The 20774-nt window shown below is 67.9% G+C and carries 12 protein-coding genes; 2 read left to right on the top strand and 10 right to left on the bottom strand.

All coding sequences use genetic code 11. From position 1 onward, the window contains the following. Nucleotides 1–4: 4 nt before the first annotated feature. From pks13 to glf, 10 genes are all read right to left on the bottom strand, one after another. Nucleotides 5–5335, bottom strand: a complete 5331-nt coding sequence (gene pks13, locus ACQI5H_RS14430) for a polyketide synthase Pks13 (RefSeq protein ID WP_427080043.1) — start codon at nt 5333–5335, stop codon at nt 5–7. 10 nt (nt 5336–5345) lie between these two features. Then, the gene (gene fadD32, locus ACQI5H_RS14425) at nt 5346–7244 is read right to left on the bottom strand and encodes a long-chain-fatty-acid--AMP ligase FadD32 (RefSeq protein ID WP_427080042.1); all 1899 of its coding nucleotides are present in this window, start codon (nt 7242–7244) and stop codon (nt 5346–5348) included. 237 nt (nt 7245–7481) lie between these two features. Continuing rightward, entirely contained in the window at nt 7482–8489 is a 1008-nt protein-coding gene (locus tag ACQI5H_RS14420) for a cutinase family protein (RefSeq protein ID WP_427080041.1), read from the bottom strand. A gap of 116 nt (nt 8490–8605) precedes the next feature. Further along, entirely contained in the window at nt 8606–9517 is a 912-nt protein-coding gene (locus tag ACQI5H_RS14415) for an alpha/beta hydrolase-fold protein (protein ID WP_427080040.1), read from the bottom strand. A 121-nt stretch (nt 9518–9638) separates the two neighbouring features. Further along, the gene (gene ag85A, locus ACQI5H_RS14410; protein ID WP_427080039.1) at nt 9639–10685 is read right to left on the bottom strand and encodes a diacylglycerol acyltransferase/mycolyltransferase Ag85A; all 1047 of its coding nucleotides are present in this window, start codon (nt 10683–10685) and stop codon (nt 9639–9641) included. 324 nt (nt 10686–11009) lie between these two features. Then, nucleotides 11010–13004, bottom strand: a complete 1995-nt coding sequence (gene aftB / locus ACQI5H_RS14405) for a terminal beta-(1->2)-arabinofuranosyltransferase (RefSeq protein ID WP_427080038.1) — start codon at nt 13002–13004, stop codon at nt 11010–11012. Beyond that, nucleotides 12991–13899 carry a decaprenyl-phosphate phosphoribosyltransferase gene (locus ACQI5H_RS14400; RefSeq protein WP_427080037.1) on the bottom strand — a complete coding sequence of 303 codons (909 nt, stop codon included), beginning with the start codon at nt 13897–13899 and terminating at the stop codon, nt 12991–12993. Before ACQI5H_RS14400 ends, aftB begins: the two co-directional genes overlap by 14 nt. After that, entirely contained in the window at nt 13896–14441 is a 546-nt protein-coding gene (locus ACQI5H_RS14395; RefSeq protein WP_427080036.1) for a phosphatase PAP2 family protein, read from the bottom strand. Before ACQI5H_RS14395 ends, ACQI5H_RS14400 begins: the two co-directional genes overlap by 4 nt. Continuing rightward, complete coding sequence (locus ACQI5H_RS14390; protein ID WP_427080035.1) at nt 14434–16320, bottom strand: glycosyltransferase; 1887 nt, start codon at nt 16318–16320, stop codon at nt 14434–14436. The genes ACQI5H_RS14395 and ACQI5H_RS14390 overlap by 8 nt, the downstream gene beginning before the upstream one ends. 49 nt (nt 16321–16369) lie before the next feature. Continuing rightward, nucleotides 16370–17563 (bottom strand): UDP-galactopyranose mutase, encoded by a 1194-nt coding sequence (glf, locus tag ACQI5H_RS14385; protein WP_427080034.1) that lies wholly within the window; start codon nt 17561–17563, stop codon nt 16370–16372. 217 nt (nt 17564–17780) lie between these two features. Here glf and ACQI5H_RS14380 point away from each other — a divergent pair, with 217 nt between their 5' ends. After that, complete coding sequence (locus ACQI5H_RS14380) at nt 17781–18902, top strand: PirG (RefSeq protein ID WP_427080033.1); 1122 nt, start codon at nt 17781–17783, stop codon at nt 18900–18902. Nucleotides 18903–19080: 178 nt separating this feature from the next. Beyond that, on the top strand, nt 19081–20751 hold the full coding sequence (locus ACQI5H_RS14375; protein ID WP_427080032.1) for an N-acetylmuramoyl-L-alanine amidase: 1671 nt from the start codon (nt 19081–19083) through the stop codon (nt 20749–20751). Nucleotides 20752–20774: the final 23 nt, after the last annotated feature.

Raw genomic sequence — 20774 nt, 5'->3', positions numbered from 1 at the left:
GTCACTACTTGCCTACCTCACTTGTCTGACCGGCTTGCGCCTCCACCTTATTCAGCGCGTCGGTGAGGTGGGCAGCGACCTTGCCGATGGTCGGTTCGTCGATGGCCTGGATGTGCTCGCCACCGATCGGAACCACTTCCAGGTCCGCCACGTACTCGCCCCAGCCGCCGTCGGGCTGACGGATCGCGTACCGCGGCTCGAATTCGATGACGTCGTCGTGGTAGCGATCGGCCATGTAGAGGGTCACGTGGCCGTCGTACGGCTCGATCTCGACGGTCTCGAGCGCCCGGTTGTCCAGATAGGACGTCCGCTGGTGCTCGACGATGCCGCCCGGAATTTGCACGCCGCTCTGCTGGACGATGTCCAGCACGAACTTGACCTGCCCCTCGTCGTCGAGCTCCTCGAGCTGCTCGTAGGGGATCGCCGGAATCTCGACGTTGAAGGTGCGTTCGGCGAACTTCGCGTAACGGTCCCAGCGCTTGCGGGTTTCCTCCCGGGTCTGCGGGATCTCCTCGCCGGCGCGCACCGTGTCGATCAACCCGACGAACGCCACGTTGGCGCCCATCCGCTTGAGCCCGATGGCGCAGGCGTACGCCAGCGCCCCGCCGAGCGACCATCCGACAAGGACGAACGGCTTGTCCCCGTTGAGTTCCAGCAGCTTGGGTACGTACTGGGCGGCCCGCTCCTGAACGGAACCTTCGACCCGCTCGAACCCGTACATCGGGGTATCCGCCGGCAACCGATTGAGCAGCGGCTCGTACACCACGGTCGAACCGCCGGCCGGGTGGAACACGAACACCGGTATCTGCGAATCGTCCTGCGGGGCTCTGATGGTGCGGACGAAGCCGTCGATCTGGCCCGCCTCCAAGAAGGTGCGCACCTTTTCGGCGAGCGCCTCGATGGTCTCCGACGTCAGCACGTCCTCGGCGGTGATGGAACCCTCGGTCCGCTCCGAGAGCCGCTCGGCCATCTTGCCGGCACTGTCCTCGTCGAGCTTGGGCAGCGGGTTGAAGATGCCGCCCGGCGACTTGCCCGTGACGATCGCCCAGGTGGCGAACGTGACCCGCTCGGCGGCGTCGCGCGGGGGCACGTCGGAGTTCAGCGCCTTGGCCACCGCCTCCTGGCTCAGCGCTCCCGCCAGGTTCGGCTGCGCGCCGTTGCCCGAGGGTCCCGACGGATCCGTCGGCGGCGGGGGAATCGGCGCGTCCGACGACGGCGGTGCCGGCTGCGCCTCGGGCTCGGCCCCCCCGCGAGCGGGAGGTGCCCCCAGCGGATCCGGCGTGGGCGCGACGACGGACGACGGCGTTGCGCCGCTGAGTATTTCGGCCTGCTCCCGTGCGATCTCCTCGGGTGTCAGCGTCTTCTGGTGCTCGTGCAGCTGCTCGACCTCGTCGCGGTGCTCGATCGCGTACTCGATCAGCTTCTCGACGGCATAGAGGTTGGCGTCGCGCACGGCCGTCAATTGGATTGGGGGAAGGTCGAAGTCGTACTCGACGCGGTTCTTGATCCGCACCGCCATCAGCGAGTCCAGGCCCAGCTCGATCAGCGGCACCTCCCACGGCAGGTCCTCGGGCTCATACCCCATGGCCGCCGAGACGATCAGGCCGAGCCGCTCGGCGATGGACTCGCCGGAATCCGGTGACCACCTGCCCACGCCGCTTGGCAGGTACCGGTTGGTCAGGCTGTCCGACAGCGTTTCGGCGTCGTACTCCTCGACGGGCGCCGCGGACGCCTCGGGTGCGGCGACCGTGCTGGGGGCGGCGGCGATCGTCGCTCCGGCGCCCACCGCGGTAGGCAACGCGGCGACATCCGAACCCGCACGGGACACCAGCGCGTCGTACACCAGGGTGAAGGACTCGTCGATGCGGGCGTGCACCTGAACCGAGGCCCCGCCCGGATGCCGAGTCATCGTCGTCACCAGCCGCGCGCCCGCGCCGGGCACCGCGCGCTGCTCGGACGCCACCAACTGCGCATCCGGAAGCACCTGTGTCGCAGCGGATCTCACCAACGCGGCCAGGTCCGTCTCGCCGTCGCGCGGCGCGAATTCCCACACGTGGCGGCCGTCCGGCAACGCGACGTGGGTCCCGGGCATGATCACCGAGCCGTCGCCGGAGAAGTGCACGTCCAGCCAGTGCTCTTTGCGCTTGAACCTCGTCGGCGGGATGTTCGCGTAGTCCTCGGGACCCTGCGCGCGGCTGAACAGGGTGCGGATGTCCAGATCGTGGCCGTGGACGTAGAGCTGGGCCATGGCCGAGATCATCGACTCGACGTCGTCCTGCTTTTTGGCCAGCGTCGGAATCAGTTGGGCGTCATGAAGACCCGCGGCGGCCGTGGTCAGGCCGATCTGCATCAGCGCCACCGGGTTGGGTGCGAGCTCCAGGAACGTGGTGTGGCCGCTGTCGACGGCGTTGCGGATGCCGTGGGTGAAGTAGACGGAATGCCGCATTCCCTTGACCCAGTAGGCGACGTCGTGGATCGGCTCGCCGCCGGGCTTGATGTAGTTGCCCTCGTGCACGGTCGAGAAGATTCCGACGGCCGGGCTGTGCGGTGCGATGCCCTGCAGCTCCGCGGAGAACTCGCCGAGCAGCGGGTCCATCTGCGAGGTGTGGCCGGCGCCCTTGGTCTGCAGCTTGCGCGCGAAGCGGCCCTCCGCCTCGGCGCGGGCGACGATCGCGTCGATCTGCTCGGGCGGACCGCCGATCACGGTCTGACTGGGTGCGGCGTAGACGCACACCTCGAGGCCGGGGAAATCACCGAACACGGTCTTCAACTCGTCGGCGGAGTACTCCACGAGGGCCATCAGCCGGATGTATTCGCCGAACAGCATCGCCTCGCCCTCGCCCATCAGGTGCGAGCGCGAGCAGATCACGCGGGTCGCGTCGGCCAGTGACAGCCCGCCGGAGAAGTAGGCCGACGCGGGCTCGCCGAGCGATTGGCCAACCACCGCAGCGGGTTTGGCGCCGTGGTGCTTGAGCAGCTCACCCAGGGCGATCTGGATCGCGAAGATGACGACGTTGGAAGTCTCGATGCCGTATTCGTGCGAGTCGTCGAGGATCAGCTCGAGCACGGAGTAATCCCGCTCGTCCTGGATCAGCGCGTCGACCTTCTCGATCCATTCGGCGAAGACCTCGTTACGCAGGTACAGGCTCTTGCCCATCTTGCGGTGCTGCGCACCGAAACCGGCCATCGCCCACACCGGGCCGCTGGTCACCGGCCCGTCGGTGCTGAACACGTTCGGCTTCTGCTTGCCCTCGGCGATCGCCCGCAGACCCTTGATGGCCTCTTCGTGGTCATGGGCCAGCACCACCGCACGCGAGCGTCCGTGGTTGCGACGCGACAGCGCCCGGCCGATCGACTCCAGCGACGACGCCTGCCCTTCCGGGCTTTCCATCCAATCGGCTAGCTCGGCGGCGGCGGCCCTCTTGCGCGACGTCAAAAACGCCGACACTGCGAGCGGGATCAGTGGCGCTGATTCTTCTTGTGCCGCAAGCTCTTCCAGCGCAATCTCTTTGAGGCGCAGCGCCTCGTCGGTGACGCCGGGTAGCTCGTATTCTTCCTCCTGCGCCTCGGAGGCATCGGGGATGATGTTGCCGAAATCGTCGAACCGCAGCGAGTGGCTTTCCAGCACCGGGGCTTCGGCCGGCTCGGTTTCGGCCGCCGACTCGACCTCGGGCGCGGGTTCGGGCTCCCGCTCCACGACGTCGCGGGGCAGCACCTCGCGCACCACCAGGTGCGCGTTGGCCCCACCGAAGCCGAAGCTGGACACCCCGGCCAGCGCGTAACCGCCGTAGCGCGGCCAGTCGGCCGCGGAGTCGATGACCTTCAAGTGCATGCCGTCGAAGTCGATGTAGGGGCTCGGCCCGGCGAAGTTGATCGACGGCGGCAGCTTGTCGTGCTGCAATGCCAGCACCACCTTGGCCAGGCTCGCCGCACCGGCGGCCGACTCCAGGTGTCCCACATTGGTTTTCACCGCGCCCAGCAGTGCCGGACGGTCCGCGGGACGGCCCCGCCCGACGACGCGACCCAGCGCCTCGGCCTCGATCGGGTCACCCAGGACGGTGCCGGTGCCGTGCGCCTCGATGTAGTCGACGGTGCGCGGGTCGATGCCGGCGTCCTTGTAGGCGCGGCGCAGCACCTCGGCCTGGGCGTCCTGGTTGGGAGCGATCAGGCCGTTGGACCGGCCGTCGTGGTTGACCGCGCTGCCGGCGATGACGGCCAGGATCTGGTCGCCGTCGCGGCGGGCATCGTCGACCCGCTTGAGCACGAACATGCCGCCGCCCTCGGAGCGGGTGTAGCCGTCGGCGTCCGACGAGAACGATTTGATCCGGCCGTCGGGCGAAAGCACCTGACCGATCTCGTCGAAACCGAGCGTCACCAACGGGGTGAGCAGCGCGTTGACACCACCGGCGACCGCCACGTCGCACTCGCCGTTGCGCAGCGCCTGCACCGCCTGATGCGTCGCCACCAGCGAGCTCGAGCAGGCGGTGTCCAGCGCGACCGAGGGGCCGCGGAAGTCGTAGAAGTAGGACACCCGGTTGGCGATGATCGAGCTGGCGGTGCCGGTGATCGCGTACGGGTGCGCGACGGTGGGGTCGGAGACCGCGAGGAATTGGTAGTCGTTGTTGGAGAAGCCGACGTACACACCGACGGCCTCGCCGCGCAGGCTCGACGCCGGGATGCGGGCGTGCTCGAGCGCCTCCCAGGTGAGCTCCAGCGCCATCCGCTGCTGCGGGTCGATGTTGTCGGCTTCGGTCTTGGCGACCGCGAAGAATTCCGAGTCGAAGCCCTTGATGTCCTTCAGGTAGCCGCCCCGGGTGCGGGCGGTGCCGACGCGCTGGGCGATGCGCGGCTCTTCGAGGAATTCCGACCAGCGGCCCTCGGGTAGATCGGTGATGGCGTCGCGTCCCTCCAGCAGGGCCTGCCAGGTTTCGTCGGGGCTGTTCATGTCGCCGGGCAGCCGGGTGGACAGGCCCACGACCGCGATGTCGACGCGCTCGGCCGGGCCCGGGCGCGACCAATCCGCGCCGTCCAGCTCGTCGGCGACCTCGGGCTCGCCCTCGATGATGCGGGTGGCCAGCGACTCGATGGTCGGATGCTGGAACGCCACCGCGACCGACAGCGTGACGCCGGTCATGTCCTCGATGTCGGCGGCCATCGCCACGGCGTCCCGCGACGCCAAACCCAGCTCGACCATCGGCACCGACTCGTCGATGTCGTCGGGTGATCTCCCGACGGCCCTGCCCACCCAGTTGCGCAGCCACTCGCGCATCTCGGCGACCGTCATCTCGGTCTTTTCGGCGGGCAGGTTCTCCTGAGGTTCGTCTGTGTCAGTCATGGTTCCTGATTCAGTCGTTGGCGCCGGCGAAGGCGGTCGGTGACCCGACGCCGCTGCGCAGACTGCCGTCAAGGTAGGCGGCGCGGCAGGCGCGGTGCCCGATCTTGCCGCTGGACGTACGCGGGATCGTTCCCGACTGCACCAGCAGCAAGTCGCGGACCGTGACGCCGTGGCGCACCGCGATGGCCGCGCGGATGTCGTCGGCGATCGGCTGGTAGTCCAGCTTGTGCGAGCCGGCGGCGCGCTCGGCGACGATCACCAGCTGCTCGGAGCCGTCGTCGGGGTCGTACTTGATACCGGCGTGCGGGTTGTCGAAGACTTCCTGCGGCAGTTGGTTCGCCGGCACCGAGAAGGCCGCCACGTAACCGGTCCGCAGCGCCTTGCTCGCTTCCTGCGCCGAGTACTCCAGGTCCTGCGGGTAGTGGTTGCGGCCGTCGATGATGACCAGGTCTTTGATGCGGCCCGCTATATAGAGGTGTCCCTTGTAGTAGGTGCCGTAGTCGCCGGTGCGCACCCACATGCCGTCGTCGGGGGCGCCCTCGGCGTGCGACTCGCTGATCCGCGACTTGAGGATGTTGCGGAAGATCTCGGTGGTTTCGGCTTCCCTGCCCCAGTAGCCGCTGCCCATGTTGTTGCCGTGCAGCCAGATCTCGCCGATCTGACCGTCGGGCAGCTCGCTGGCGGTGTCGGGGTCGACGATGACTGCCCACTCGTCGACGCCGATGACGCCCGCGGACACCTGCGCCACCGCGCTCGGCGAATCCGCGGCCACCTCGACGAAGCGCTGGTTGTTCAGCTCGGCACGGTCGACGTGGATGACCCTGGGCGCCTCGTCCATCGGTGTGGTGGAAACGAACAGCGTCGCCTCGGCCAGACCGTAGGACGGCTTGATCGCCGTCTCGCGCAGGCCATAGGGCGCGAACGCCTCGTAGAACTTGCGCATCGACGCCGGCGACACCGGCTCGCTGCCGTTGAGGATCGCTTTGACGTTGCTCAGATCCAGCGGCGGCTCACCTTCCTTGGGCGCACCGCGCAACGCGGCATGCTCGAAGGCGAAGTTCGGCGCGACCGTGATGACCTCACAGTCCGGAGCGTCGTCGGGCTTGCGCGCCATCTCCCGGATCCACCGGCCGGGCCGGCGCACGAACGCGGCGGGCGTCATGAAGGTGAAGTTGTGACCGATCACCGGCGACAACAGCGCCGTGATCAGGCCCATGTCGTGGAAGAACGGCAGCCAGGACAGGCCGCGGTCCACTTCCTTGCCTTCGAGCCCCTCCAGCACCTGCAGCACGTTGGTGGGCAGGTTCAGGTGGGTGATCTGCACGCCGGTCGGGGTGCGGGTGGAGCCCGAGGTGTACTGCAAGTAGGCGATGGTGTTCTCGTCGGCCACCGGCTCCTGCCACGTGGATGCCACCTCGTTGGGCACCGCGTCGACGGCCACGACACGGGGTCGCTCCTTGGCCGCGCGGCCGCGGATGAACTTGCGCACACCTTCGGCGGCCTCGGTGGTGGTCAGGATCGTCGACGGCGTGCAGTCGTCGAGCACGGCGTGCAAACGCCCGACGTGCCCCGGCTCGGAAGGGTCGAACAACGGCACCGCGATCCTGCCGGCGTACAGCGCGCCGAACAACGCGACGAGATAGTCCAGGTTCTGCGGGCACAGGATCGCGATGCGGTCACCCGGCTGGGTGACCTGCTGCAGCCGGGCGCCCACGGCGCGGTTGCGGGCACTGAAGTCCGCCCACGAGATGTCCTTGTATTCACCGTCACGTTCGGTGGAGAAGTCGACGAATCGATAGGCCAGCTTGTCGCCACGAACCTTCGCCCACTTCTCAACGTGACGAACCAGGTTCGTGTTCTCCGGGAACTTGATTCTTCCGTTGACGATGAACGGGTTGTGGTACGCCATGCCAGATTCTCCTGTCACAACACAATTAGGTCGGCTGCTCCGACGTTATAACCGCGCGCAAGCCGGCCCTGTCACGGCGCATGCTGAGGCGCGCGTCGATTGGGTGCCAGCTTCGACCCAAACGGGTCACGATCACAATGCTCTTACTTTTCTCTTAATGTTAAGGGGCGGCACGCGGCAGACCAAATCACAAGGTACCGCCGATTCCGTTACGTATCGGCCTCACTCGCGGCCATATCAGCCGTGTTTGGGATGCGGCGCGTTGTCGAGGAGCCCGTGGGCCCAGTTCAACGTCCAATCCGTCGCGGGGGTCCCATCCAAGTTCCAGAACTGGGTGGTGGCGTACAGCGCGTGCACCGGCTGCCCCGCGCCGCCGGCGAGCGTGTTCAGCGTGGCCGGCAGGTTGGCGACGCTGAACGCCTCGTTCGGGGCGGCGCAGATGAGATCGCCCGGCGCGCAGATCTCGTTGGTCTTGTCGTTGAGCGCGCCGAAGCCGCCCGGCCTCGCCCCGGTCATGGTCAACCCGAAACCGGACAACATCGGCACCTCCGCCAAGGTGACTTCGGCGCCCTCGCCCGGCGGGTTGGGCCCGATGTCGTTGCCCACCCCTTGCTGGCGACGGCCGTCGGCGATCAATGTCACACCCAGCACCAGGTCGTCGTCGACGGGGCCGCGGCCGTTGCCGATGTCGCTGGCGATGTCCCCGGCGATTACCGCACCCTGCGAAAAACCCATCAGCACATAGCTCGTCAACGGGCACTTGTTGTTCATGTCGGTCATCGCCTGGACTGTCGCGCGGGTGCCTTCGGCGCGGCTGTCGTTGTAGGACATCTGCGTGTCACCGCTCAGCGGGTTGTGGAACTGCGCCGTGTACGGGGTGGTGTACGACACCACCCGGGCGGCCGGAAACTGCTGGCCGAGCTGGGCAGTCACCTTGTGCAGCAACGCATTCGGGAACTGCATCGGATTGCCGGGGTCGTCCTGCACCGAGGACTCCCACGTGCCCGGGACGTTGATCAACTGCACGTCGGGACACGAAGCGTCTTGCGAGGCGGGTCGCGGCTTGTGCGGGTGGCTCGTCGTCGACGACGGGGGCAGCACGCCGGGCGGCACCGCGCTGGGCGGCGACGAAGGGCTGCGCAGCAGCATCACCACGCCCACGATGACCAGCAATACGACGCCGGCCATCGAAAGGGCGGCAACCCAGGCGAGGATTCGGCGTCTACGCCGGGCGTTGGTGGCCATGTTCTCCTGCTAGCAGAGTCGGAAGTCGCAGCTCGTATAGAGATAAGCGGCCGTCCCGCCCTCTGCTGCACCCACCACCGTACCGGCTCGTCGCGCCGGCACCGTCCGTGCGCTCGCTAGCGAATGGCGCCGACGATGTCGCCCGACATGGCACCCAGCTGCCCCGACCACGAACCCCAGCCGTTGTCGCCGCCACCCGGGAAGTCGAAGTGTCCGTTGTGCCCGCCGTTGCTGCGGTACTGCTGGTAGAACTCCCGGGAGCTGCCCATCGCCGCGCCCGCCTGGCCGGCCATGGCGGCGTCGTCACCGCCCATGTTCGTCGGGCTGTAGACCCATACCCGGGTGTTGTTCTGCGCCAGCAGCGTGGAGTGCACGTACGGGTCGTGCCACTTCCACCGGCCCAGCTGCGGCGCGCCCCACATGCCGTTGCCGTCCACGCCACCGAACTGCTGCAGGCCGGCCAGGATCGCGCCGTTGTAGTTGGTGCTCGACGGGTACAGGAAGCCGGACAGCGAACCCGCCATGCCGAAGCGGTCGGGGTGGAAGGCGGCCAGCGCCATCGCGGCGTAGCCGCCCTGTGAGGCGCCGACGGCGGCGTGGCCGCCGGGGGCCAGGCCCTTGTTGGCGGCCAGCCAGTTGGGCAGTTCGCTGGACAGGAACGTGTCCCACTGCTTGCTGCCGTCGTTCTCCCAGTTGGTGTACATGCTCCAGGCGCCACCGGCGGGCGCGACTACCGAGATCCCCTTGCCGGCCAAGGTGTTCATCGCGTTACCCGCGGTCACCCAGTTGCTGACGTCCGGGGCGGCATTGAAGGCGTCCAGAAGGTAGACGGCGTGCGGCCCGCCGCCCAGGAAGGCCACGGGGATGTCGCGGCCCATGGCCGCCGACGGCACCATCAGGCTTTCGTAGCCCGCGGCCTTGGCTTTGCCGACGGTTCCAGGCGTCACCAACCCCAGAGCCGCACCGCCGAACCCGACCGATAGTGCGGCAACGCAGAACACCCGCAGCAGCGCTGACAGACCCCTCATGTCCACCCTCCATCGTCTAGTCGCTGTGAGCACACTATCCACACCCGATGGGCGACGTAAATCACTAATGGCGGCGACCCCGAGGGATCGCCGCCATTAGTGGTTTGGTTTCGGCTGGCTGCTACGTGCCGGTGGTGCTGCTGCCGGCGTTGGTGGCGGCAGCGGTCGCGGGGCCGGCGCCGGGCGTGGCACCGAGCACCTGCTGCAGGTCAGGCTTCATGGCCTGCAGCTGCGCTCCCCAGTACGGCCAGTCGTGGGTGCCGTTGGCGTCGAAGTTCCACACGGCGTTGTGACCGCCCGCAGCGTTGTACGCCTCCTGGAACTTCATGTTGCTGGTCCGCACGAAGCCCTCCAGGAACTTCGCCGGCAGGTTGTCGCCACCCAGGTCCGACGGCTTGCCGTTACCGCAGTACACCCAGATGCGAGTGTTGTTCGCGACCAGCTTGCCGACCTGCAGCGACGGGTCGTTGCGCTGCCACGCGGGGTCGTCCTTCGGTCCCCACATGTCGGCGGCCTTGTAGCCACCGGCGTCACCCATAGCCAGGCCGATCAGCGACGGGCCCATGCTCTGCGACGGGTCCAGCAGCGCCGACAGCGAGCCGGCGTAGACGAACTGGTCGGGGTGGTAGGCGGCCAGGATCAGGGCCGATGACCCGGCCATCGACAGGCCAACCGCGGCGCTGCCGGTGGGCTTGACCTGCTTGTTGGCCGACAGGTACTGCGGCAGCTCGCTGGTCAGGAAGGTTTCCCACTTGTAGGTGGTGCAGCCGGCCTTACCGCAGGCGGGCTTGTACCAGTCGGAGTAGAAGCTGGACTGCCCGCCGACCGGCATGACCACGGCAATGCCCGACTGGTTGTACCACTCGAACGCGGGGGTGTTGATGTCCCAGCCGTTGAAGTCGTCCTGCGCGCGCATGCCGTCGAGCAGGTACAGCGCGGGCGCGTTGGCGCCACCGCTCTGGAACTGAATCTTGATGTCGCGGCCCATACCTGCGGAGGGCACCTGCAGGTACTCCACCGGCAGACCCGGGCGAGAGAACGCCCCGGCGGTCGCCGGGCCCCCCACGACGCCGATCAGGCCCGACAGCAGGGCTGCCCCAACAGCACCCACCACGAGCCGGCGCGGCATAGCCGCTACGGCACCGCGAACTCTGTCAACAAGCTTCATCCTTGCTTCCTCATCCTTTCGGGCGCATCTTTCGTCCCCGCGCATGATCGATTGGGTCCGACTGCATGCGTTTAGACGCAGCAGTGCCCGTGTAGTCAATCACAACATCGGGCATCGGGTCGCATCGAGGAGCTCCCGCAAACCGTCCACCGGCCGTCAGTTCCGCTGATTTTCGCGCCGAGCCCGGCGGCCGAGAAGGCCGTTTCCGCATGTGCCCACCCGGTGCCGCACGCTGGTGGCGCGTTAGATGTGATTTTGCTGTCAATCTGCCGCGCCCGCGCGATGCGGGCGGTTTGAGACCCGTCGAAAAAATCTGGCGGGAACTCACTCGCGGGGCGGCGGCGGGCCCGCCTCGGGCACCGGCAGCCCGCACCTGGCGAGCTCGTAGAGCGGCACGCGGTCGATCTGATACTGGGTGAATTTGAAGGAATGCAAGAAGTTTGAGACGAACCGGTGCGGCGTCATCGGGGCTCGCACCGAGCTCAGCACCGCCTGGGTTTCGGGGCATTGCAGCGCCGCGGTCGCCTGGGCGACCCAATTCGCGTCCAAGTAGCCCGGAACGCCCGGATAGACCTTCACCCAGGGGCCGTCGGCGATCACCCAGTCGGGGAAGAGGTTCTTGTCATGCCCGATCCGGCCGTGCTGCAGCCGCCCCGTGTGTTGTGCGATGGGGTTGGCCAGCCCGATTTGGTCGATCACCCGCACGTCGAGCCCGACGTTCATGCCGACCATGCCCAGGTTGGTGAAAAACACCGTGTGTTGCGGCTTTTGGGGTGGCTTGCCGCTGGGCGGACTTCCCGGCGGGGGCGGCGCCGGCTGACTCATCGGCACCAGGTCCCACTGCGTGTAGTTGCCCGACGGCAGCAGCAACGCCCCGTCCGGGGTGTTGTTGAGGGCGGTCAGGATCGCCGCCATGCGCGGGTAGTCGAGGTAGTCGGCGGCGGTCAGCGGGTGGGCGCGCCCGGTTGCCTGCGCATAGAAGCGCCGCTCGTCGACGATGCCCGAATAGGTGACGTGGGTGGCGTCGTCACCCATCCCGGGTGAGTTTGCTGCCCACAGCGACCAGCCCGCGATGCCCAGCCACAAGACCCCGGCCGCACCGGACAGCCACAGGCCGGTCTCGCGCAGATACACCTTGCCGTCGGGGATGACCACCGGGATGACGGCGACCGGGGCCAGCAAACAAAAAAGCGGTGCCAGCAACACCCGCGCGTGCATGAAGTCGCCGCCTTGCCGGATCCAATACAGCGCCTGCAACAGACCGCTCACCAGGACGAAAACCACCACGGCGGGCGGGCTTTGCACGGCCCGGGCGAACCGCCCGTAGTTGGGCGCCAGGGCGGGCCGCAGGAACGACGGCCGCCGCCGCGCCGCCATCAACAGCAGGCCCAGCGGCACCAGCAGCACGACGGGTGCCCATATCGCGTAGGGCGCGTTGAAGTTCGAGAGATAGATCATGCCCTGCGACCACTTGTCGCCGGCCGCGTCCTTCGCCAGGGCGGTGCCGGGCACTAGCAGCCCGTAGTAGCCCATCCGGAAGATCTCGTAGGCGACCGGCAGGAATCCGCCCGCCACCACGATCAGCACGCGACGCTGCCAGGTGCGGGCCGCGATCAGCATCATGATCAGAGCCAGGCCGCCCATCAGCGCGAAGTCGGGCCGCACCAGGACGCTGAAGCCCGCAACGAAGGCCAGCGCGGCGAGGAAGAACCGGTTATCCGGGCGGGTCCGCAGCGGCTGCCCCCAGCAGACCATCATCCACCACAGCAACCCCAAATAGGCCAGCGCCAAACCACTTTCGAGGCCGGACGTTGCGAAGTCGCGCGCCGGCGGCAGCGCGATGTAGACCAACGCGCCGGCGGGCAGCATGATCGCCCGCGCGCCCCGCAGACTGGGTGCGTAGAGCCGCCCGGCGCCGAGCATGAGCAGCGCCACGCCCAGCACGGACAGCCCGAGGGCCAGCGCCAGTGCCACGTACTCCATGCGCATCGGGCCGCCGACCCAACTGCCCACGTACATCAGATAGGTCCAGGCCGTGGAGGTGTTCGCCTCGACGCGCTCGCCCTGATTGAACACCGGCCCGTTGCCGGCCAGCAGATTGCGCACCGTGCGCAGCACGATCAGCCCGTCGTCGGCGATCCAGCGCCGCTGCCAGCTTCCCCACCCGAACAGCACCGCGACCACCGCCACGCTGATCCACAGGCTGACCCGGACCACGGTGGCGTAGGCGAACACCGGCCGGCCGACCCGCCTGACCGCCGCCCGGCGGCGCATCACTTCACGCTTGATGGCCTCCAGACCGGGGCTAGCCGAAGGCAACCGCGGCTCCGACCGTCGCGATCCACGCCAAGGCCAACAGCTGCAGCACCCGGTCACGCAGCGCGATGTCTTCGGGCTCCCCGGCCAGCCCGCCGTCGACGTCGACCGCGTAGCGCAGGATCGCGATGGTGAACGGGACCATGGACACCGTGAACCAGCGCGCGGAGCCATGGTCGCGCTCGAACGCCCACAGCCCGTAGCACATCACCACCGCGGTGGCCGACATCGTCCAGACGAACCGCAGGTAGGTTCCCGTGTAGCTTTCCAGCGCCTTGCGGATCGCCGCGCCGGTGCGCTCGGCCAGTTGCAGCTCGGCGTACCGCTTGCCGGCCGCCATGAACAGCGACCCGAACGCCATGATCAGCAAAAACCATTGCGACAGATTGGTATCGGTGGCCGCCCCGCCCGCAATGGCCCGGAGCAAGAACCCCGACGACACGATGCAAATGTCCATCACCGCTTGATGTTTCAGGCCGAAGCAGTAGCCCAACTGCATGGCGATGTAGACCGCCATCACCACCGCGAGGTTCGGCGTCAACCACCAGGCCAGACCGAGCGACGCCACCGCGAGGAGGACCGCTAGAACGTAGGCCAGCCATTCGGGCACCACGCCGGCCGCGATCGGACGGAACCGCTTGGTGGGGTGTTCGCGGTCGGCCTCGACGTCGCGGACGTCGTTGATCAGGTATATCGACGAGGCCGCCAGGCTGAACACCACGAACGCCACCGCCACCTGGATGCCCAGCTGGCCGTAGTCGTACCGGTGGCCGCGGCCCGCCGCGCTCAGTGGCGCGGCCAGCACCAGCACGTTCTTCACCCATTGCCGCGGCCGGATCGCCTTGACCACCCCGACGATCACGTTGCCCGGCGGCCCGACCACCACGTCTTCACTCATTCGGCGAACCTCTTTCGCAACCTTTCGCCGCTTCTGCGTGCGACCCCGGCGACGCCGGCGCCCAGCGCGATGCCGAAGGCCACGTCGCTGGGATAGTGCACCCCCAGCAGTATCCGCGACAGGGCCATCGGGGGGACGAGCAACACGGGCAGGGGCAACCCGGTAGTGCGGGCCATCAGGATCGCCGCGGCCGTGGTGGAGGTGGCATGCGCCGACGGGAAGCTCAGCCGGCTAGGCGTGCCGACGTTCACCGCGACGGCGGGATGGCTCGGTCGCTGGCGCCGCACCACGCGCTTGATCAACACGGCGGCCGCGTGTGCGACGAACGCGCCGGCCCCGGCCACCAGCCAGTCCCGGCGATGCCGCGGCACCAGCAGCGCACCGAGCAGCGATACGGCCACCCAGCCGATGCTGTGCTCTCCGAAGTGCGATAGGCCGCGTGCCGTGGTCAGCACCCCCGGACGGTCGGCCAGCGCCGCCTGGACGGCGACCATCACCGCGACTTCGCCGGTCGGCGGCGCCGAAAGAGGGATTTCAGCCATTGTCCGCTGCTGGCAGCAACGCCGTCTCCCACTTCTGCTTGCTGGACAGCACGGGAAGCGCGCCGCGGTACACCCGGCGCATCTCGTCGAACCGGCTCAACAGCAGACGCTGGCGGCGCAGCGATTTGAACAGCAACGAAAACATCTTGCGTCGGTTGCGCTGTCGATAGACGACACCGCACCCGTCGGCCGTGGTGACGGTCACCCCGTCGACCGTGCACAGCCGGAACCAGCGCGCGTCCTGGGTCGGCACGTTGTACTCCGGACGCCGGTGGGCTTCCGGATCGGCCTTGGTCGCGTTGTGGAGTATCCCGCGGGCCAGCCGGTAACTGATCGACAGCGGGTTCACCGGGGGATTCATCGCCTTGCTCTGGTGCATCGGCTGCGGCAGCTCGCTGGCCGCCGGCAGGACGACGGCATCCGGGAACTCCTTGCGCATCCGATGCACCTCGGGCAGCGCCGATTCCAGGATCGAGAAGATGTGCTCCGGGCCGGCCAGAAAGTCGTCGATGGCCTTGTTCTGGATTGCCACCGTCGAATATTCAAGGCAGGCAAGGTGTTTCAGCGTTGCCTTCAGGTGACTGCGCACCAGGCCGGTGACGTCACCGTCCCAATGCATCGCCGCGACCACCAGCCGGTTGCGCAGATGGAAGTAGGCCTGCCAATCGATGGCGTCGTCCTTGTCGCTCCAGGCCATGTGCCAGATCGCCGCCCCGGGCAGCGTCACCGTCGGGTATCCGTGCTCGGCCGCCCGCAGTCCGTAGTCGGCGTCGTCCCACTTGATGAACAGCGGCAGCGGCTGGCCCAGCTCCTCGGCGACCTGCCGCGGGATCATGCACGTCCACCAGCCGTTGTAGTCGACGTCGATGCGCCGGTGCAGCAGCTTGCTGCGAGGGTTGTTGTCGTTCAACGGATTTTCGGCGAAATCGTGGTCGTATTCGGTGTGCGGCGCCGCGGTCCACATGAAGTTCGATGGGTCCACGACCTCACCCATGATGTGCAGGTGCGACGGCTCCTGCAGGTTGAGCATCTGGCCGCCCACCAGCATCGGGCTCTTGGCGAATCGGTGCATGGCCAACACCCGCAGGATCGAGTCGGGCTCGATGCGGATGTCGTCGTCCATGAACAGAATCTGTTGGCAATCAGTGTTTTTCAGCGCCTCGTACATCACCCGGCTGTACCCACCGGACCCGCCGAGGTTGGGCTGGTCATGGATCGACAGCCGATCGCCCAGGCGGGCGGCCGCGGCGGGAAAGTCCGGATGGTCGCGAACCTTGCGCACACCCTGATCCGGCACGATCACCGCACCAATCACCTCGTCCACCAACGGATCCGCGGTGAGAGCGGCCAGCGCATTGGCGCAGTCCGCGGGGCGGTTGAACGTCGGGATGCCGACGGCGACGTTGGCCGTGCCCGGCGCGGGCTCGGTGGCATACCAGCCACCGCTGAGCAGGTTGACGTTCGTGTCGGTGGTGATGTCGAACCAGATCCAGCCGCCGTCCTCGAACGGCTTGAGCGGCACCTCGATCTCGACGACGGCCGGCTGCTCGTCGGTGCCGACGAATTGACGTCCGTCCACCGAGATCCGCACCGCGTTGGCCTTCGTCCGGTAGACGTCGACGCGACCGGTTCCGGTCAGCTCGACGCGCAACACCACCGACGTGCAGATCGACCACCGGCGCCAGTAGCTGGCCGGGAACGCGTTGAAGTACGTCGCGAACGACACCTCGGACTCTTTGGCGATCTCCAGCGAGGTGCGGCTCGTGGCGTGCGCGCGCCGCGAGTTGGTCTTCGACTCCGCCAGGTAAAGCTTGCGCACGTCGAGGGGCTCACCCGGACGCGGCAGGATGATTCGGGACAGCAGGCTCACGGCGGTCATCTGTGCCGCTCCTCCTCATCACTTCGTTCTGCGTCGTCGCCGGCACGGGTCATCCGCGCGCACCCTCCTCGAGTGGCGTGCCGTCGCGCAGGTGCGGCGCGAGGACGTTGTCGTACATGTTCAGTGCGCTGGCAATGGCCATGTGCATATCCAGATACTGATAGGTGCCCAGCCGGCCGCCGAACAACACCTTCGACGACGCGGTTTCGGATTTCGCCCGCTCCCGATAGGCGGCCAGCAAGGCGCGGTCGGACTCGGTATTGATCGGATAGTAGGGCTCGTCGTCGTCCCCGGCGAACCGGGAGTACTCCCGCATGATCACCGTCTTGTCGGCCGGGTAGTCCCGCTCGGGATGGAAGTGCCTGAACTCGTGGATGCGGGTGTAGGGCACGTCGAGATCGTTGTAGTTCATCACCGACGTCCCCTGGAAATCACCCATGGGTAACACTTCCACTTCGAAGTCCAGTGTGCGCCAACCCAGCCGGCCTTCGGAGTAGTCGAAGTAGCGATCCAGCGGACCGGTGTAGACGACCGGGGCCGACGGGGATTCCCGGCGCAGCTGATCCCGGACGTCGAACCAGTCGGTGTCCAGCCTGACCTCGATGCGGTCGTCGGCGGCCATGTTCTGCAACCAGGCGGTGTAGCCGTCGACCGGCAGCCCCTCGTACACGTCGCTGAAGTAGCGGTTGTCGAAGGTGTAGCGGACCGGCAGCCGGGTGATGTTGGCCGCGGGCAACTCCTTGGGGTCGGTCTGCCACTGCTTGGCCGTGTATCCCTTGACGAACGCCTCGTAGAGGGGCCGGCCGATCAGTGAGATGGCCTTCTCCTCCAGGTTCTGCGCGTCCGCGGTGTCGATCTCGGCGGCTTGTTCGGCGATGAGCTGCCGCGCCTCCGCCGGGGTGAAGTACTTGCCGAAGAACTGCGACACCAGGCCCAGCCCCATCGGGAACTGGTATGCCTGCCCGTTGTGCATCGCGAAGACGCGGTGCCGGTAGTCGGTGAAGTCGGTGAACTGGCGCACGTAGTCCCAGACCCTCTTATTAGAGGTGTGGAACAGGTGCGCGCCGTACTTGTGGACCTCGATACCCGTCTGGGGCTCGGCCTCGGAGTACGCGTTGCCGCCGATGTGCGGACGCCGTTCGACGACCAGCACGCGCTTGCCGAGTTGGGTAGCCACGCGCTCGGCAATGGTCAGGCCGAAGAATCCAGAGCCGACGACGAAGAGGTCAAAACGAGCTGTCATCGGTTGCCTAGGGTATCTGACCCCGCCGCGTATCCCGACTCGGCGACGCCATGCGAGGGCCCGGAGGTTACCGCCAAGGTCGCAATTGCCTCACGATTCAATATCACCACTCTAGCCACAGCAATCTCACTCGTACCATCGACTCTGTGTGGTTCATGCCGGATAGGACGGGCAGCACACGCCGAGGAAACACATAGTCCAGATTGAGGAGACTTCCGTGCCGAACCGACGCCGACGCAAGCTCTCGACAGCCATGAGCGCGGTCGCCGCCCTGGCAGTCGCGAGTCCTTGCGCATACTTCCTGGTTTACGAATCGACGGCGGGCAGCAAGCCCGAGCACCGCGAATTCAAGCAAGCGGCGGTGATGAGCGACCTGCCCAGCGAGCTGATGGGCGCGTTGTCGCAGGGCCTGTCGCAGTTCGGGATCAACCTGCCGCCGGTGCCCGCGTTGAGCGGCAACAGCGGCACCACCACCGGCCTGACAAGCCCGGGCCTCACCAGCCCTGGCCTGGGAACGCCGGGCCTGACGAGTCCTGGCCTGACCAGTCCTGGCCTGACCAGTCCCGCGCTGACCAGTCCGGGCGTTGGTACCCCGGGCCTGGGTACCCCGGGCCTGGGTACACCGGCGCCGACCACCCCGGGTCTGGGTGCACCGGGTTTTGGCACGCCGGGGCTGGCCAACCCGGGCACGACGCCCGGGACGCCCGGGCTGACCGCACCGGGTGCGCTGCCGACCACGCCGGGCGCGGGGATGAACCCCGCGCTGTCTAACCCGGGTCTGACCAGTCCGACTGGACTGGCGCCGGGCCTGGGCGGCACCGGGGTCACTCCGAGCGAGGTGCCGATCGGCGCCGCGCCGGCCGGATTGGACCCGGGTGCCGACGGCACCTACCCGATCCTTGGTGACCCGTCGACATTGGGCGGCGCCTCGCCGATCGGGACGGGCGGCCTCGGCGGTGCCGGTACCAGCGGCGGTAGCAGCGGCGGTGGCGGGCTCGTCAACGACATGATGCAAGCCGCCAACCAGCTGGGCGCCGGTCAGGCCATCGACCTGCTCAAGGGTCTGGTGATGCCCGCGATCATGCAGGGTGTCCACGGTGGCGCGGGCGCACCAGCGGCCGCAGCCGGCGCGTTGCCGGGCGCGGCGAGTGCCCTGCCGGGCGCGGCCAGTGCCCTGCCGGGCGCGGCCAGTGCCCTGCCGGGCGCGGCGAGCGCTCTCCCGGGTGCCGCGGCTGCCCTGCCGGGTGCCGCGGGTGCCTTGCCGGGTGCCGCGGCCGGTGCCCTGCCGGCGGCCGCCGGTGCTTTGCCGGCCGCCGCGCCGGCGTTGCCTCCGGTCTAGAGCTTCGGGGGACCTGTCACCTGACGGCACCGCAGAGTCACGCGCGGATTCGGGGAGCTAGCCACCCGCCCGGCGACAACACCTCTGCGGTGCCGTCGAACAGGTTTTCGTGAGTTTCCACACTGCATACATCGTGTCGCCTCACGAATAACAATAGGCACACACGTAACATCAGCTGGTGTCGTCTCGTAGTCGCACGCCAACGATGCTGCTCACCGCTATCGCGGCGACAGTCGTCATCGTCTCGGCGGTGGGGGAGGCGACCCACGATCGCGGCGTCCACGCCACGGGCCCGGCTCACGACACCCAGCTGAGCGAGCAACCGCTGATCGGGCTCGGGGCCGGTGTCACGGTCCGTGAAGTCAGCCAGGACCAGCCCTTCTCGCTGGTCGCGCTGACCGGCGACCTGGCCGGCACCTCGACGCGGGTGCGGGCAAGGCGGCCCGACGGGTCGTGGGGCCCCTGGTATCAGACGGAGTACGAAACCGCCGCACCCGACGACGCCGGCGCCGCGGGATCCGCCGGGTCGCCGCCGGCGGCCGGCCCGTCCGAAGGCCCTCGCAGCACGGATCCGGTGTTCGTCGGCACCACCACCACGGTGCAGATCGCGGTCACCCGCCCCCTCGACGCGGCGGTGGGGGCGGGGTCACCGCCGAGCGGCGAGCCGGCGTCAAACGACCTCGGATACAAGCCGGCGTCCAGGGAACAGCCGTTCGGCCAGAACATCTCCGCGATCCTCATCTCCCCGCCGCAAGCGCCGGCCCACACACAGTGGACGCCGCCGTCCGGCGTCGTGATGCCGGGGCAGGCGCCCCCGATCATCAGCCGGGCCGAATGGGGCGCCGACGAATCGCTGCGGTGCGGTAGCCCCCAGTACGACAACGGGATTCGCGCCGCGGTCATCCACCACACCGCGGGCAGCAACGACTACTCGCCGCTGGAATCGGCCGGGATCGTCAAGGCCATCTATACCTACCACAGCAAGACGCTGGGCTGGTGCGACATCGCCTACAACGCGTTGGTGGACAAATACGGCCAGGTGTTCGAGGGCAGCGCCGGTGGACTGACCAAGGCGGTCGAGGGCGTCCACACCGGCGGATTCAACCGCAACACCTGGGGTGTGGCCATGATCGGCAACTTCGACGACGTACCGCCGACGCCGGTGCAGCTGCGAACCGTGGGCCGGCTGCTGGGCTGGCGGCTGGGGCTGGACGACGTCGACCCCAAGGGCACGGTGTCACTCGAGTCGGCGGGCAGCCACTACACCACCTTTCCGGCCGGGGCCGTCGCGACGCTGCCCACCATCTTCACCCACCGCGACGTCGGCAACACCGATTGCCCGGGCAACGCCGCCTACGCACTGATGGACGAAATCCGGGACATCGCATCGCATTTCAATGATCCGCCCGAGGAGTTGATCAAGGCGCTGCAGGGTGGCGCGATCTACGAGCACTGGCAGGCCATCGGCGGCATGAACAGCGTTCTCGGCGCGCCGACCTCGCCGGAAGACAGCGCCGAGGGTGACGCCCGCTATGCCACCTTCGCCCGGGGCGCCATGTACTGGTCACCCGAGACGGGCGCGCAGCCGGTCACCGGCGCGATCTACGAGGCGTGGGCCTCGCTGAGCTTCGAGCGCGGCCCGCTCGGGTTGCCAACGAGCGCGGAAATCCAAGAACCCCTGCGGATTACGCAGAACTTCCAGCATGGCACCTTGAACTTCGAGCGGATGACCGGGGACATCACCGAGGTCGTGGACGGCATCGCCACGCCGCTGTCGACCGAGCCGCCGAGCGGCCCGACGGTGCCGCCGGAACACTTCTCGCTGCCGGCGCACCCGGCGGCCGCCTAGACCAGGTTTCGCCGGCGTGCGCG

This window comes from Mycobacterium heidelbergense, from assembly GCF_050205645.1.
Taxonomy (GTDB): Bacteria; Actinomycetota; Actinomycetes; order Mycobacteriales; family Mycobacteriaceae; genus Mycobacterium; species Mycobacterium heidelbergense_A.
The sequence above is the reverse complement of the archived record's forward strand: the minus strand, read 5'-3'. Positions and strand labels throughout refer to the sequence as shown.

Bases quoted from the DNA above. Each gene is read 5' to 3' on its own strand.
- pks13 (WP_427080043.1), bottom strand. From the start codon at position 5,335: ATGACTGACACAGACGAACCTCAGGAGAACCTGCCCGCCGAAAAGACC.
- fadD32 (WP_427080042.1), bottom strand. From the start codon at position 7,244: ATGGCGTACCACAACCCGTTCATCGTCAACGGAAGAATCAAGTTCCCG.
- ACQI5H_RS14420 (WP_427080041.1), bottom strand. From the start codon at position 8,489: ATGGCCACCAACGCCCGGCGTAGACGCCGAATCCTCGCCTGGGTTGCC.
- ACQI5H_RS14415 (WP_427080040.1), bottom strand. From the start codon at position 9,517: ATGAGGGGTCTGTCAGCGCTGCTGCGGGTGTTCTGCGTTGCCGCACTA.
- ag85A (WP_427080039.1), bottom strand. From the start codon at position 10,685: ATGAAGCTTGTTGACAGAGTTCGCGGTGCCGTAGCGGCTATGCCGCGC.
- ACQI5H_RS14400 (WP_427080037.1), bottom strand. From the start codon at position 13,899: ATGAGTGAAGACGTGGTGGTCGGGCCGCCGGGCAACGTGATCGTCGGG.
- ACQI5H_RS14395 (WP_427080036.1), bottom strand. From the start codon at position 14,441: ATGGCTGAAATCCCTCTTTCGGCGCCGCCGACCGGCGAAGTCGCGGTG.
- ACQI5H_RS14390 (WP_427080035.1), bottom strand. From the start codon at position 16,320: ATGACCGCCGTGAGCCTGCTGTCCCGAATCATCCTGCCGCGTCCGGGT.
- glf (WP_427080034.1), bottom strand. From the start codon at position 17,563: ATGACAGCTCGTTTTGACCTCTTCGTCGTCGGCTCTGGATTCTTCGGC.